This is a genomic window from Liquorilactobacillus satsumensis (genome assembly GCF_964065465.1).
GTDB lineage: Bacteria > Bacillota > Bacilli > Lactobacillales > Lactobacillaceae > Liquorilactobacillus > Liquorilactobacillus satsumensis.
Map to the genome: position 1 here is coordinate 1,920,037 of NZ_OZ061606.1, position 14,660 is coordinate 1,934,696.

Sequence of the window (14,660 nt, forward strand, 5' to 3'; positions counted from 1 at the left end):
CGCACTTCTATTTAGCCGAAAGCATTTCTAGTGCTTTGCGTAACGTAGCAGCAGTTAGTTGCCCGGGGGCAGAAGCTTCTCCAACACTGGCAAATGAAAGAACAGAACCAAAGAGTGAACCCGAAATGCGGGAAAGTTTACCTAATTGCCCCATTGCCATCGTGATAAGTGGAATACTAATTTGCTGATCTGCGTGATAGGTGGCGTTTAACAATGTTAGTACATCAGCTGCGTTTTTGGGCATAACCGCAATTTTAGCAATATCTGCATGCATTGTGGCCATCTGCTGCAAACGTGTGATAATTTCTTCTTCAGACGGAGTTTGCTGAAATTCATGGTTGCTGATAATAATTTTCAAGCCGGCACGATGGGCAGCAGAAATAATTGGAATGGTTTGTGATGCATCACGGTTAAGCTCTAGGTCAAGGAGGTCGGTCAGTTGATTTAAGCTGATCCATTGCATCAGTTTAAAATACTGTTCATCGCTGAGCGGTGCAACTCCACCTTCATGTTGCGTTCTGAAGGTTGTTAGCAAGGGGATTTTCCCTAAGATGTGGATTAACTGCTGTTGTGTGTTGCGGTATTCTTGCTGATCCAATACATTTTTATAAAAATCGATTCGCCACTCGATTACATCTGGCTTTGCAGCAACAGCTTTCCTTGCTTCTTCAAGCAGTTTTTTGGGGGTTGGTGCTGTCAAAGGAACGGCAATTTTGGTTTCACCGGATTTGAAAAGTGTTTGTTTGACTTGGAGTTTTTTGAGCATTATAGGACATCCTCTTTCTGTTGTATTTTATTTAGTGTAACAACAGGCTGAAGCAAAAAGCAATGGGGTTTTGCTAGTCCACCATTGCTTAAATCAAACTAAAATATTTGTTTTAATATTAATTATAAATTCAAAAGGAGTTTTTTTTAATGAAAGATCGACTTGATGGACATACGCTTTTAATCGGTTTAATGGCGGATCCAATTCGGCATTCGCTGTCGCCAACAATGCATAATAGTGCCTTTGCAAAACTAGGTTTGAACTATGCATACTTAGTTTTTGAAATTGACAATGAAAAACTTACCGGCGCAGTTGACGCTATCCGGACACTTGAGATGCGCGGCTCAAATGTATCGATGCCAAATAAGCAAAAGGTGCTTCCGCTGTTAGATAAATTAGATCCGGCAGCGGAATTAATCGGTGCAGTTAATACAATTGTGAATGATCATGGCGTATTGACCGGATATACAACGGACGGAATTGGCTTTATGCAATCCTTGGCCAATGCAGGACTAGATATTCGTGGCGAAAAAATGACGTTGGCAGGTGCCGGGGGTGCGGGAACGGCGATTGGAATTCAAGCTGCCTTAGATGGTGTAAAAGAAATTTCGATTTTCAATCGTCATGATCAAACTTGGAAGAATGCACAACGAATGACTGCCACTATCAATCAAAAAACCGACTGTCATGCTGTTTTATTTGAGATTACTGAGCAGAATGCTTTTAAACAAGAGATTGCTTCTTCAATGATCTACTGTGATGCTACAGGTGTAGGGATGAAACCACTAGAAGATAAAACATTAGTTAGTGATCCAGCTTGGTTTCGCAAAGATATGATTGTTTACGACACTGTCTATGCTCCGCGCGTAACAAAATTGATGACTGTCGCGCACGCAGCGGGAGTCAAGCATGTTTTTAATGGCTTGGAGATGATGCTTGAACAAGGGGCAGCAGCATTTAATTTATGGACGGGTGCAAAAATGCCAGTAGATTATATTAGAAAACTGTTGTTTTAAGTTCAGGTGAAGAACTCTAAATTTTTAAAGACTGCACGCCATAGCTGTCGAGGAAAGCGTTGCATTGGTACTTCTATTAACGTGCTCCAATCACCAGCCTTCTGCGCCTAACAACAAATTACGCATAGACACAGCCCGTCTATTTTGTAATTTGTTGTTAGTGCTCAAAGGCTCCCAGTGGTTGTCGCACTTGCTGCTTAATCATCCGTTTGAATCGTTAGTGCATAATTCTCATTGAAAGAGTCCTGCATAGCCTGAAGCTTCTCCAGTGCACGAATATACGCGTCTTGACCTAATAATAAGTGCAAAGGGGCTTTGGAGGATTCTTCAGTCAACGCATAAATGATTTTCGCTGCCTTTGCGGGATTTCCAGGTTGATTACCAGACAACTTTTTAAGATTTGCAATGTTTTGTCCAGCAGTTGCGGCATAATCAGCAAGTGGTTTGGGATTTTCTTTTGCCGAACGGCTTGCAAAATCAGTTTTGAAATCGCCAGGTTCCACCAAGGTCACTTGAATTCCTAAAGGGGCAACTTCTAGAGATAAACTTTCAGAAAGACCTTCGAGTGCGAATTTAGAGGCATGATAGTAGCCAAAACCCGCAAAGGCTCGTAATCCACCGAGTGAGGAAACATTCAGGATATGTCCGCTTTTATGTTGGCGCATGATTGGTAGTATAGCATCCAGCATTTTTTTTACACCCCACAAGTTAACTTTAAACATTGCGGCAATTTCATTTTCAGCAGCTCCTTCCACCGGTGAGAAATAGGCATAACCGGCATTGTTTACAAGTACGTCAATTGTGTGCCATTTTTCAAGGGACTTTTGAACCGCATTTTTTATTTGATGTGGATCTGTGATGTCCAATGTTAGTAGCAACAGATTATCAAGCGCTTGCCAATTTGGCAAATACTCTTTAATGGTAGCAATATTTCTGGCAGTCGCAACGACATTGCATTTTTGCTGTACAAGGTATTTAACAAGCTCTTTGCCAAGACCGGTTGAAGTTCCAGTCACAAACCATACTTTCTTTTTCATTGTTTATTTCCTCCTCTTATTGAATAATAGTTACTATAAATCCTGAGAGTAACTCTCAGTCAAGAGGAGGAGCACAATGTATACAATTCAAAAAGTAGCAGAAATTGTACAGCTATCACCTCACACAGTCAGATTTTACGCTAAAAAAGGACTCTTTCCGAGAATTACACGTGACCAACACAATGTACGTTTGTTTTCAAACAAAGATTTGGAATATGTTGAAATTGTCAAGGCGCTACGTACGACTGGCATGTCCTTAAGAGACATTAAAAAGTATATTGATTTGTGCGAACAAGGTGAAGCGACAGTTGAACAACGCTATCAGATTATGAAAGCGGAAGTTGATAAATCAGCTGCGAAGCTCGCAGAAAGTCACAGACAACATGAGCTGTTAGCGGAAAAATTAAAGTACTATCAACAAGCACGACTCAAGGGAGAAAAACAGATCATGTGGGCACCGCAGCATAGGTGGACCGTGTTTAACGAAGACTAAAACTAATTTTGCTGCTTTTTAGCTGGCTGGTTTTCAATATCTTTGGCAACATAAAGTGTTGCTGAGGTTAGGTGTGATTTCAATTTTATCAATTGCGACAGACACTGTTATTTAATGTTTTAGCACCGGCGTACGTTATTAAATTGCTACATGCCAAGAGTACAGTCTATGATTTTGCTAATATGAGCTATGGATGTGGCGGATTGTTTTGGAGTATGACAGCTTTGAAAAATGGTGAAAAGGTTAATATATAACACGTTTTTTTGAGTGGAGTTTAAATTAAAATTTGTTTTATCTTAGAAGATTTTTGGGTATAATAACAGTGAACAGAAATAGATTTTGTAGTATGCTGTATAATGTTATACTTAACGTAGTAGTTGAATTCGAAAAAGTGTGGTGCAGTTGGTATTTAGCTGCATAACATTAACTGATAGAACTTAATCAAGTGAAGATAGGTAATTCGGGGTGACTATAAAGTCGGGGGACTTTTTAATTCCTGTAGTTCTTTTTGTATAAAGAGACCCTGCTGTAATTGTTTTACAACAGAGTCTCCCTCACAGGAATATAGGATAGTTTAAAAGTCGATATGTACTTTTAAACAAGATAAGGATAACACCACAATTCGAATTTATTTTGAATTTAGTGTTAAACAAATGTACCGATAAAATCAGGAGGTAGAAATGCTTTTCTTATTTGCTTCAATTTCTGTTGTAGTATTTTTGGCAGCAATCATATTTCTCTATACAGCATTATCCACCAAAACTTCTTGGAAGCCTTTTGTTTTGTGTGTTGTTGCTGTGTGCGTAATTTTTTCAGGTTCGCTCCTTTTTACGAATTTCAGCCAACCGCGAAAATACAGTGGAGCGCAGCTTAAAAATATTCAGACTGTTAAAACAGTTACAAAAAAGGCTCAAAAAGTTAGCGCTGGTGCGAGCAGCAGTGCTGCTAAGCCGGCTCAGACAGCTGCCCCGCGTCCAGTTCCTTTGGCATTCCATAATGCACCGGGACAACAACATAAAGCCGGGGAGCAGCCTTGCAGTGACGGTGTTATTCTAAAAGTTACTCTTAAAAAGAAATAGCTAAATCAACTGCAGGATTTCAAACGGGTGCATCTTTAGTTTGGAATCCTGTTTTATTGTGTTTAATTGTAAATCAAATAGAGGTGTTTTAATGAATAAATACTTGATTATAATTCGTGGAAATTCAGGAAGCGGTAAAACCACGCTAGCACAAAAACTACAAACATATTTTGGCAGTCAAAAGTGTTTATTGTTACAACAGGATGTCTTACGCCGTGATTTCTTGCATACCAATGATCATCTAGGGACTCCTGCAGTTGATCTGCTTGAAACTCTAATACATTTTGGCGAGTCCCACTACCAGATTACAATTTTAGAGGGGATTTTGCGGCGCGACGTTTATGGAAAGATGCTACAGCGGGTTTGCCGAATTTTTGCGGGGAATGTTTGTATGTATTATCTTGATGTTCCTTTTGAGGTGACACTCCAGCATAACAATGAAAAGCCGCAACCTTTTACAGCTGAGCTTTTGCAAAGTTGGTGGAGAGAAAAAGATTATTTAAACAGCGCTGAGCGGAGGTTATCTAAGGGCGGAACCAATACTTTTTTTGCAACAATCACTAGTGAGATTGTACAAGCACATGATGACTTTTAGGGTGCGGGAGTGTTTTTGCTGAAGGGTGGGTAATTTCTAATTACTAGCTAAGATGATATTTACTAGTAAAGTGCGGTCACGTTTGTTTATGGAGGAGATAGAAATGATACATATTATCACCGATTCAACAGCCCAATTATCAGAACAAGAAGTTGAAAAGTATCAAATAACCGTCATTCCACTTCAAGTTTCGCTTGCAGGAAAGTCAGGGTTAGATGGTCAAGACATTTCACGGCAATCCTTTTCGAAAGCACTAGCTGTTAGTGATGATGTGCCTCAGACTAGCCAACCGGCACTAGGACAATTTTTACAGGTCTATGATAGTTTGGGACAACAAGCAGCACCGCTTTTATCCATTCATTTAACTGAAACTTTGAGTGGTACGGTGAAAACGGCCCGAATTGCTGCTGCCCAAACTAAGGCTGCAGTGACAGTCCTGGACAGTAATTTCACTGACCGCGCGTTAGGCCTGATTGTCATTAAAGCAGCCGAACTTGGACGAAAGACAACTGATGTGAATCTGCTTGTTAAAGAAATTCATCAATATGCAAAGAAAATTAGACTTGACTGTTTTATTAACAACCTTGATTATCTTGTCAAGAACGGACGTGCTAGTCGGGCAACCGGTTTTATTGCATCTGCGATAAAGCTAAAGCTTTTGGTGACCTTGGAAGAAGGCAAGTTTAAAGTTATCGGAAAATCACATGGACAAAAGAGATTTAATTTGAAAATTAATGAGATTGTTAAGCAGATTATTGCCGATCGCAGTATTTCTCAAGTGGGTCTTTCGTACGTTGACGAAGAAACAACGGTTCTTGACATTAAAAGGCAACTTGAACAGGCGCGGCCTGAACTTAAAATTTTTTGTGCACTAACTAGTCCGGTGATCATGGCGCATGTTGGTCATGCGGGCTTTGCAATTATTACTGTTTGATTAAATGGGAAAGATTGACTTATGGAACACGTCTATCCGGAATAAAAGAGGTGCTGTGACAAAAGTTAACTTTTGTCACAGCACCTCTTATTTGTAATTTAAGCCTTAGTCTACGGCGGCTAAGCGCTGGTTGTCGACACTTCTATTAAAGGCAGGCTTTTGTGTTTAGCATAGATCACACCGGTAACAAGTTCAGTTACCACTGCGATCCGACGCTAAGCCTCAAAACCTAGCGCCTTTTTGCACACTTCTTTATTGTGTTACATACGCATTCTTAAAGTTAAAAGCAACTCCAGCCGTATTATAAACCACACCTTTAACCTTGGATTTTAACATCTGCGCCTGTGCAACTTGATAAAGTGGTGCAACTCCTTGTTCCGTACTCAGCAATTTAGCGGCTTGGACCAAATCATTCCAGCGTTGAGTATCGTGATTAACGTCAGTAGTTTTTGAAGCTGTGACCAACTTGTCATATTGTGCATTACTCCATTTACCAAAGTTATACGAATTGTCTTTAGTAAAGAGATCTAAGAAGCTGATTGGATCTGAAAAATCAGCTGCCCAGCCGGAGATTACAACATCGAATTGACCAGTAGTTGAGCGTGTGATTCTTGTTTTTTTAGGAAGATTCAACACGGAAACTTGGGCGCCAGGTAAATTTGTTTCTAATTGACTTTGAAGATAAGTAGAAACGGATTTGCTAACATCGTCATCATCACCCAGTAATGAAAAACTTAATGATTTAACGCCTAATTCTTGAAGACCTTCTTTCCATAACTTTTGTGCCTTTTCCTTATTGTAGGTGACACCAGCTGTAGTGGCAGCTGTGTCTGCAAAGTCTTTGCCATTGTGAAGGGCCAGGTCCTTTGAAACGATGCTTTTAGCAGGAAGTGAACCATTGCCAAGGACTTTATTGACCAGTTGCTGTCGATTAACAGCATAAGAGAGTGCCTCACGAATTTTTTTGTTTTGGAACTCCTTTTTGGTTTGATTAAATTCTAAGTATGTTGTTCGTGCTTGCTTTAAGGATACATATTCTTTATTGGTGTTTAATTGTTTTGCTTGTTCAGCATTTAAATATGTTTCATCCAATTTGTTATCTTGATAAAGATTGTACGAGGTTGTAGGACTCTTGGTTACCTGGAACGAAATGTCGGTAAGTTTAACATGCTTTTTATCCCAATACTGATTGTTTTTGACCAAGTTCCATTTCAGATTTGAGCCGGACCAACCAGTCATTTTATACGGACCATTGTAGACCATATATTTTGCAGCTGTGCCATATTTTGAACCATACTTTTCAACTGCTCTTTGATTCTGTGGGAAGAAGGGGGTGAACCCCATCAACAGCTTGAAGTAGGGAATGTTACGCTCTAGGGTCACAACAAGTTGATATTTTCCGACAGCTTGTACACCAAGATCTGAGACGGGTTTTTGTCCTGCTGTGATTGCAGCCGCATTCTTGATGCCTTCGAAAATATAAGCATATTCCGATGCAGTTTTAGGAGCCACGGTTCTACGCCAAGAATAGACGAAATCTGCGGCAGTGACTGGATCCCCATTAGACCACTTACTATTTTTACGCAGTGTGAAGGTGTATTTAAGACCGTTATCTGAGACTTTGACTTTAGTAGCAATTCCTGGTTGAACTTTACTGTTTTTCCCAAGACGATAAAGACCTTCATTACTGTTGCTGATCATATCGGAACTTACAGTATCAACGACTTTAGAAGGATCTAAAGTTTGCATTTCGGATGGCTCCGACCAACGTAAGACCTGTTTGCTAGCAGTTTGTGCTGAGCTTTTTGCGCTCCCACAACTGGCGAGCAGTAGACCACTAGCTGTGACTACTAGTGATGCCGATAAAAATTTTTTCCAATTCATAAAAAATTCCCCCTTGGAAGCACGCTCAACTTTTCAGAAGAAAACAAAAATACCCGCCTGCTATGGACTAGCAGGTGGGTTAGTTAAAGAAATAAAATAACCATTAACTCACCAGCTAGGAAAAACATTTACGCATGGTGAGCTCTAATTTGAATTCTCTAAAAAGCCGAGACATTAGATAACACACCATGCGTGCTAATAATGACTAGGCTAATAATTAAAATTGCTAATAAATTAATGGCTTTTCGAATATGTAAACATGGCATCGTTATCTAACCTCCCTTTATTTTTTGCCGCAAAGCAGCTTTTTTAACGAATGACTCAATTATAGCGGGTTATCTAAAAAAAGCAATGACTAATTTTAAAAAATAAATGCTGGATTTTAAGCAATAAATTAGCATTGACAACTTAAAAGTTTTTTTTTACAATTATTAAAAATATAATTTAAAAGCGCTGTGAAAAAGTTGAGTACGATGCAAAAAGTATTAAGCGAGCTTTGTTTGGTGAGAGAAAGCATAACTTTTGCATTAGGAAAATCCCTTTTGAGCGATGTTCTGAATTTTAGTAAAGTACATTGGTGACACCCATTATAGTGTTAGCGTATCGTCTTTGACTGTACGTGAAGTGGCAACAGTTTTTGAAATGCAGGTAATTGTTGCAAATACGAGGTGGTACCGTGCAAAAAGCACCCTCTGATTCATTTGAATCAGAGGGTGCTTTTTATTTTAAAGGAGGTGGGTACATGGAACCCCAGATTAGAAATAAAAGCAGTAGTATCAATACTAAGTGAACCTTAAAAAAAGTGGGAGTGTAGTTAATATGCAAAAGATGCGTGATTTAAATGATAAACCATTATCAAAAAAAGATTATTTAGTTGTTAGTTCGTTATTATTCGGACTATTTTTTGGGGCAGGCAACTTGATTTTTCCAATTCATCTAGGACAGTTGGCAGGTTCACATTGGGGATGGGCAACAGTTGGTTTTCTTTTAACAGCTGTCCTTTTGCCCTTGCTGTCAGTATTAGCGATTAGTGTGACTAGAGCAGAAGGGGTTTACGACATTGGTAAACCGCTGGGTTCAGTTTTTGCATTAACCTTTATGGTTTTGATCCATGCTACCATCGGTCCTCTTTTTGGAACTCCTAGGACCGCGACTGTGCCATTTACTGTCGGAGTCCAGCCACTGTTACCTGCTTCATGGGGATCTGCTGGTTTGTTGATCTTCACGGCATTATTCTTTGGATTTGCCTTTTTCATTTCTTATCGCGAATCGAATATTATGGCCAGCATTGGTAAGATTTTGAATCCACTATTTTTATTGCTATTATTTGGAATCTTTTTGCTTGCTTTTTCCAGCCCATTAGGCAAAGCAGCAAGTGCAACAGTCAGTGTTGCCTATCAACATGATTCTTTTTTTAATGGATTTTTACAAGGATACAATACAATGGATGCACTGGCCGGTTTGGCTTTTGGAGTAACAGTTGTGAGTGCGGTCAGGCAACTGGGTAAAACCACTCCAAGCAGCAATGCAAAGGTAACTGCGCGTGCCGGGCTATTGGCGACAAGTGCAATTGGACTAATTTATATCGTGCTGATCTGGATAGGCGCAACCTCATTAACAGTTTACAAATTATCAGATAATGGTGGAGTTGCATTTAATCAATTAGTAACATATTATCTTGGCGGATTTGGACATGCACTTTTAGCAACGTTATTGACTGTTACCTGTCTGGCAACTGCTGTTGGGTTAGTGGCAGCCTTTGCACAAGATTTTCACAAACATTTTGCTAAAATTAGTTACCGTGTTTGGTTAGGCTTGATGTGTTTGGCTTCTTTTATCACCGCAAATTTTGGCTTGGATACTATTATCGCATGGTCGACACCAATGTTGATGTTCCTCTATCCTTTTGCAATGGTTTTGATTTTATTGTCGGTTTGTTCACCGTTGTTTAAACGCGATCCGCATGTCTATGCCTTCGTAGTTGCTTTTACCGTTCTGCCGGCTTTCTTAGATATGATAGCTGCATTTCCACCAGTCGTGAGTCAAAGCGCATTTGGTAAAGCTGCTGCAGCCTTGCAACATAGCTTTTTGCCTTTTGCAGCGTTAGGGATGGATTGGGTAGTGCCAGCTTTACTCGGGACAATATTGGGGCTTGGCTACCATGTTTTTGCACCATTTTTTTCCAGTGTTAAGGCTACTGCGAGTTATAAAAGACAAGATGAAAAAAGCAGGTAGTTAGTGCTACCTAGTACGTGTCTGTTTTTCGATTTTTTTAGCGGCTTCGATTACGATTGTCGGAATGAAAAGTACGAAAATAACAATTAGCCATTCAAGTAGATTCAGCGAGGAGAGCTGAAAAACTTTTGCTAAAGGTTCAAAAAGTACAATGACAATGATACTTAAAAAAGTGAGCACAAGGCTGCTATTTAGAGCGGGGTTATTGAGATAAGCATGTTTTGAAAGAGCTTGACGAGTTTTGATTGGGTAGATATCTAGCATTGAACCAAGTGCAAGAACCAGAAATAACATTGTCATACCAACTCCTGGAGTATCATTGTTTAGTCCAAAACGTCCAAGAGCATAAATTCCCAAAATTATGATCATATAGGTGATTGTCCGTACAACCACCCGTTTACCTAAGCCTCGTGCCCAGATGCTAGCAGCCCTTGTGAGTGGGGGCTGCCGCATAATACCTGGTTCCGCGACTTCACGGCTGAGAAAGAAGCCAGGGATTCCATCTGCTAAGACGTTGACAATCAATAATTGCTCTGGGGTCATTGGAGCTCCCCAACCTAATGTGATGGCAATAATCATGGTGAAAATCTGGGCGAAGTTGACAGAAATCAAAAATTCAACTGCTTTTAAAATATTTTCGTAAACTGTGCGTCCCTGTTTAACAGCTGCAATGATTGTTGCGAAGTTGTCGTCGGCTAAAATCATGTCGGCGGCATTTTTTGAAACTTCCGTGCCAGTAACGCCCATTGCAATTCCAACATTAGCAGCTTTCAATGCTGGTGCATCATTGACACCGTCACCTGTCATAGCAACGATTGCCCCTTTTTGCTGCCAAGCTTTTACAATACGAATTTTATCTGAAGGAGTCGTTCGAGCATACACGCGAATAGTATCAATTTTAGCGGCGAGTTCCGACGCACTCATGTCATTTAACTGTTTTCCTGTAAGTGCAACTTGTCCAGGTTGTAAAATTCCAATCTCGTGTGCAATCGCTTTGGCTGTTTCCAGATGATCTCCTGTAATCATAACTGTTGTAATTCCGCCTTTTTTAGCGGCGGTAATTGCAGGAATAACCTCTGGGCGCGGAGGGTCGATAATACCAATTAAGCCTAAAGGTTGAAGATTTGTTAAAGCTGTCTCATCCTTTTTTAGTGGTTCAGTTTCAAAAACTTGGAAGCCAGCAGCTAGGACGCGAAGTGCCTCAGCAGCAAATTGATCATGGAAATAGTCTAATTCTGTGTGATCTACATTGGTAGCAAAGGGGAGCCGATCAATAGCGCCCTTAATAATTGCAATCCACTTACCAGAAGGGGTTCGATGCCACGTTGTCATTGTCTTTTTGTCTGAGTCAAACGGGTTTTCGGCAATTCGCGGATATTTTTTTTCACTTTTTGAACGCGTCATGCCAAAATGTGCAAGCAAGCTAACAATTGCCAGTTCAGTAGGGTCTCCGATATCAGCTAGCCCTTTAGCTGTGAGTTCTGCATTGGTTGCTAGCCCTAAATAAGTTAGAAAGCGAGTATCTTGAACGGGTAGCTGTTCTTTAGTTAAATTACTGACAACTCGTGGTTCCCCGGTTCCAGGCCAGTACTTAGTGATTGTCATTTTATTTTGGGTTAATGTACCCGTTTTGTCAGAAGCAATTACATTGACGTTACCAATAGTTTCAACGGCAGTGACTTGACGAATAATTGCCTTCTTTTTAGCCATCTTTTGGATCCCATAAGCCATGCTAAGTGTGACAATTACAGGAAGCGTTTCTGGAACAGCAGCAATTGCAAGACTTACACCGACCATTAGGCTTTCAGTAAAGGTTTCATGGTGGAAAAGCGTTGAAATTAAAATTGTTGTGACGCCCCCTAAGATGGCTACAAGCGAGAGTCTTTTTGTTAAAGAATTCAAACGACGAGATAAAGGGGTTTGCTGTTTTTCTGTCGTATTGAGCAATGTTGCAATTTTTCCAAGTTCAGTTTTCATACCGATTGCAGTGACGATTGCAGTACAGCTTCCTTGGGTAAGTGCTGTTCCAGAAAAAAGCATATTTTGTGAATCTCCAAGACTTTCTGGAATGTGAGGCATGGCAGCTGCCGTTTTTACAACAGATAAACTTTCTCCTGTTAGAATAGCTTCATCGGCTGAGAGTGAAACGGCCTTGATCAGACGTGAATCAGCTGGTACCACGTCTCCAGCTTTTAGACTAAGTAAATCACCAGGAACTAGGTTACTTGCAGGGGTAATTTGTTTTTTTCCAGAGCGAATAACGGTAACAGTCTGTTCAGTCATTGATTTGAGAGCAGAAAGTGCTCTTTCAGCGCTGTGTTCCTGAAAGAGGGCAATACCAACATTTAAAATGACAATGCCCCCAATTACGCTAGCCTTTGTCCAGTCGCTAGCAGTAGTAAGTGCTAGATATATTGAAAGCGCAACTGCAAATAATAGAATGAGTGAAGTGATATCGCTGAGGTGATGCAGAATCTGCATGATTAAGTTGGGCTTTTTGGCTTCAACCAATGCGTTAGCGCCGTACTTATGCTGGCGCATTTTTACTGTAGACAATGTTAAGCCGTGTGTCCCAGAAGTTTCACAAAGCTGTGTGACCTCTGAAGGGGAAAGCTGGGTTAAAGCGGCTGCTTCCTTTTTCATTTGATAACCTCCTTAATTGTATTTTAAAGAATATTAAAAATATTAGTCAAATATTAGGCATAGTTCAGCAATTGAGGTATTAAAAAAGTTAAGTTTGAATTAGAGCGCAGTTTGATGAGATCTACAAATAATTTAAGATAAATAAATTATTTTTTTATTATTGTTTTTTAAAAATGCTGTTTTAGCGGTATTTTAAAGCAGTAAAAAAGCTATAATCCCAAAATTTCAAAAAATTGTATTGACATCTGCAAATTATTTAGTTATTGTTCATTACAGTAGTTTAATTGAAATTTAATAATAATGTGATGAAGAGAAGAGTAAGTGAGTCAATTGGATTAAAGAGACTATCTGAATTGGTGAAAAGATAGACCTAGAAGGCTTCCTGAAGATGAACTCAGAGCAATGTTGCAGGTGCAAGCCTAGCAATACGTGGGGACACGTTATAGTTTCCGGACATGTTTGTGTCTTTGAGGTATAGTTTTTGGCAACGGCTATACAAAAAAGGGTGGTAACACGATTAAAATCGTCCCTGTGCAGGATTTTTCTGCGCAGGGGCTTTTTTTATTTTAGAAAGCGAGGAAAAGTAAGCATGACTGAATTTGAAACCAAATTAGTGCACGGAATACCGCAAAATGATAATCAAACAGGTGCTGTTAATGTACCTGTCTATAATTCATCAACATACATCTTTCCAAAAGTAGCAGCAAAGATTAGGTGGGATTACGCCCGTTCAGGGAATCCAACGCGAAATTATTTGGAGGATCAGCTTGCTGCTCTTGAAGGCGGCGCTCAAGGGTTTGCTTTTTCTTCGGGATTAGCTGCAATTCACGCAGTGCTATCAATTTTTTCACCGGGTGACCATTTAGTAATCGGTAATACGATTTACGGGGGGACTTTTAGGCTGATTAATCAATTTTTTAAACGCTGGCAGCTGGAATTTACAGCAGTTGATACGCAGGACCCACGACAAGTAGAAGCTGCAGTACAAGAAAATACTAAAGCAATTTACTTTGAAACCTTTACTAATCCGCTACTAAAAGTGACAAGTGTCAAACAGATTGCACAGCTTGCGCGCAAGCATAATTTGTTGACGATCGTGGATAATACATTTCTAACACCTTATCTGCAACAACCACTTGCTTTGGGGGCCGATATCGTGATTCATTCAGCTACAAAGTATTTGGGAGGGCATTCAGACACAGTTGCTGGAATTGCAGTGGCAAAAAGTGCAACACTCGCGCAGCAAATTTATTTTAATCAAAATGGAATTGGTGCAGTGTTATCTCCTGAAAATGCAAATTTGATTCGCAGAGGGATTCAAACGTTAGCGTTAAGAATGGAAAAACATACTAGTAATGCCGCCAAAGTGGTCTCTTTTTTGCAAAAACAAGCACAAGTTACGCATGTTTATTATCCCGGGATTCCGGGTACACGGGATTATGAGATTGCAACGGCAGAGGCAAAGGGATACGGCGGTGTTCTTTCCTTTGAACTGCGTCAGGATCTTGATGCACAGCGCTTTGTCGAGAAACTAAAACTGATCAAATTAGCGGTTAGCCTCGGCGCAGTTGAGAGTTTAATTGAGTTGCCCGCTAAGATGACGCATGCTGAACTTTCTCCCAAAGAGCAACTGGCAGTGGGGATTACACCTCAATTGGTCAGATTGGCAGTGGGAATTGAAGACCCGCGGGACTTGATTGCAGATTTAGCCCAAGCGCTTGGGGAATAGGTCAAAAAATACATGAAATCTGAAAAAACAATTTGGAAATTTTAATAATAAAGGTGCATTGAACAGATGAGTAGGTAAGTTGTTACTCCAACAGAGAGCTCTGCTTGGTGAAAAAGAGCGAGTAAGACTTAGTGAAGATGGTCTGGGAGCATGAAGAATATCGAATAATTAGATATTGTCGGCAACCGCCGTTACACGGTGAAGAAAGATTTTCTTAATGAGAAATATTTTGTGAAAAATATTTAAAAG

11 protein-coding genes and 3 other annotated features (1 of these 14 running past the window's edge) are annotated in these 14,660 nt (G+C 40.0%); of the genes, 7 read left to right on the top strand and 4 right to left on the bottom strand.

Annotated elements, in window-relative coordinates:
* Positions 1 to 7: 7 nt before the first annotated feature.
* Positions 8 to 766 carry a type I 3-dehydroquinate dehydratase gene (aroD, locus tag AB3Y88_RS08840; protein WP_056961438.1) on the bottom strand — a complete coding sequence of 253 codons (759 nt, stop codon included), beginning with the start codon at positions 764 to 766 and terminating at the stop codon, positions 8 to 10.
* Positions 767 to 915: 149 nt separating this feature from the next.
* On the opposite strand from aroD, the gene AB3Y88_RS08845 reads away from it, so the two are divergent.
* Positions 916 to 1,782, top strand: a complete 867-nt coding sequence (locus AB3Y88_RS08845) for a shikimate dehydrogenase (RefSeq protein ID WP_056961436.1) — start codon at positions 916 to 918, stop codon at positions 1,780 to 1,782.
* Positions 1,783 to 1,979: 197 nt separating this feature from the next.
* Here AB3Y88_RS08845 and AB3Y88_RS08850 read toward each other — a convergent pair whose 3' ends face one another.
* Positions 1,980 to 2,819: an oxidoreductase gene (locus AB3Y88_RS08850; RefSeq protein WP_056961434.1), complete on the bottom strand. Its 840-nt coding sequence runs from the start codon at positions 2,817 to 2,819 to the stop codon at positions 1,980 to 1,982.
* A gap of 76 nt (positions 2,820 to 2,895) precedes the next feature.
* On the opposite strand from AB3Y88_RS08850, the gene AB3Y88_RS08855 reads away from it, so the two are divergent.
* From AB3Y88_RS08855 to AB3Y88_RS08870, 4 genes are all read left to right on the top strand, one after another.
* Complete coding sequence (locus AB3Y88_RS08855) at positions 2,896 to 3,312, top strand: MerR family transcriptional regulator (protein ID WP_054757003.1); 417 nt, start codon at positions 2,896 to 2,898, stop codon at positions 3,310 to 3,312.
* A 680-nt stretch (positions 3,313 to 3,992) separates the two neighbouring features.
* Positions 3,993 to 4,391, top strand: a complete 399-nt coding sequence (locus tag AB3Y88_RS08860) for a hypothetical protein (RefSeq protein WP_228888589.1) — start codon at positions 3,993 to 3,995, stop codon at positions 4,389 to 4,391.
* Between the two features lie 91 nt (positions 4,392 to 4,482).
* Entirely contained in the window at positions 4,483 to 4,986 is a 504-nt protein-coding gene (locus AB3Y88_RS08865) for a zeta toxin family protein (protein WP_228888590.1), read from the top strand.
* Between the two features lie 103 nt (positions 4,987 to 5,089).
* Positions 5,090 to 5,920: a DegV family protein gene (locus tag AB3Y88_RS08870; RefSeq protein ID WP_054757007.1), complete on the top strand. Its 831-nt coding sequence runs from the start codon at positions 5,090 to 5,092 to the stop codon at positions 5,918 to 5,920.
* Between the two features lie 252 nt (positions 5,921 to 6,172).
* On the opposite strand, the gene AB3Y88_RS08875 is transcribed toward AB3Y88_RS08870, so the two are convergent.
* Positions 6,173 to 7,804 carry a peptide ABC transporter substrate-binding protein gene (locus tag AB3Y88_RS08875; RefSeq protein WP_056961429.1) on the bottom strand — a complete coding sequence of 544 codons (1,632 nt, stop codon included), beginning with the start codon at positions 7,802 to 7,804 and terminating at the stop codon, positions 6,173 to 6,175.
* A gap of 446 nt (positions 7,805 to 8,250) precedes the next feature.
* Positions 8,251 to 8,500 (top strand) — a binding site (T-box leader).
* A gap of 123 nt (positions 8,501 to 8,623) precedes the next feature.
* On the opposite strand from AB3Y88_RS08875, the gene brnQ reads away from it, so the two are divergent.
* Entirely contained in the window at positions 8,624 to 10,039 is a 1,416-nt protein-coding gene (gene brnQ / locus AB3Y88_RS08880) for a branched-chain amino acid transport system II carrier protein (protein ID WP_082610514.1), read from the top strand.
* Between the two features lie 6 nt (positions 10,040 to 10,045).
* On the opposite strand, the gene AB3Y88_RS08885 is transcribed toward brnQ, so the two are convergent.
* On the bottom strand, positions 10,046 to 12,682 hold the full coding sequence (locus AB3Y88_RS08885) for a cation-translocating P-type ATPase (RefSeq protein WP_261907400.1): 2,637 nt from the start codon (positions 12,680 to 12,682) through the stop codon (positions 10,046 to 10,048).
* A gap of 296 nt (positions 12,683 to 12,978) precedes the next feature.
* Positions 12,979 to 13,216, top strand: a binding site (T-box leader).
* A gap of 55 nt (positions 13,217 to 13,271) precedes the next feature.
* On the opposite strand from AB3Y88_RS08885, the gene AB3Y88_RS08890 reads away from it, so the two are divergent.
* Positions 13,272 to 14,411 carry a PLP-dependent aspartate aminotransferase family protein gene (locus tag AB3Y88_RS08890; protein WP_056961425.1) on the top strand — a complete coding sequence of 380 codons (1,140 nt, stop codon included), beginning with the start codon at positions 13,272 to 13,274 and terminating at the stop codon, positions 14,409 to 14,411.
* A 49-nt stretch (positions 14,412 to 14,460) separates the two neighbouring features.
* Positions 14,461 to 14,660: a binding site (T-box leader), on the top strand (it continues 32 nt past the right edge of the window).

Coding starts and splice junctions, on each gene's coding strand:
- AB3Y88_RS08875 (WP_056961429.1), bottom strand. CDS start 7,804: ATGAATTGGAAAAAATTTTTATCGGCATCACTAGTAGTCACAGCTAGT.
- AB3Y88_RS08855 (WP_054757003.1), top strand. CDS start 2,896: ATGTATACAATTCAAAAAGTAGCAGAAATTGTACAGCTATCACCTCAC.
- brnQ (WP_082610514.1), top strand. CDS start 8,624: ATGCAAAAGATGCGTGATTTAAATGATAAACCATTATCAAAAAAAGAT.
- AB3Y88_RS08860 (WP_228888589.1), top strand. CDS start 3,993: ATGCTTTTCTTATTTGCTTCAATTTCTGTTGTAGTATTTTTGGCAGCA.
- aroD (WP_056961438.1), bottom strand. CDS start 766: ATGCTCAAAAAACTCCAAGTCAAACAAACACTTTTCAAATCCGGTGAA.
- AB3Y88_RS08890 (WP_056961425.1), top strand. CDS start 13,272: ATGACTGAATTTGAAACCAAATTAGTGCACGGAATACCGCAAAATGAT.
- AB3Y88_RS08850 (WP_056961434.1), bottom strand. CDS start 2,819: ATGAAAAAGAAAGTATGGTTTGTGACTGGAACTTCAACCGGTCTTGGC.
- AB3Y88_RS08885 (WP_261907400.1), bottom strand. CDS start 12,682: ATGAAAAAGGAAGCAGCCGCTTTAACCCAGCTTTCCCCTTCAGAGGTC.
- AB3Y88_RS08865 (WP_228888590.1), top strand. CDS start 4,483: ATGAATAAATACTTGATTATAATTCGTGGAAATTCAGGAAGCGGTAAA.
- AB3Y88_RS08845 (WP_056961436.1), top strand. CDS start 916: ATGAAAGATCGACTTGATGGACATACGCTTTTAATCGGTTTAATGGCG.
- AB3Y88_RS08870 (WP_054757007.1), top strand. CDS start 5,090: ATGATACATATTATCACCGATTCAACAGCCCAATTATCAGAACAAGAA.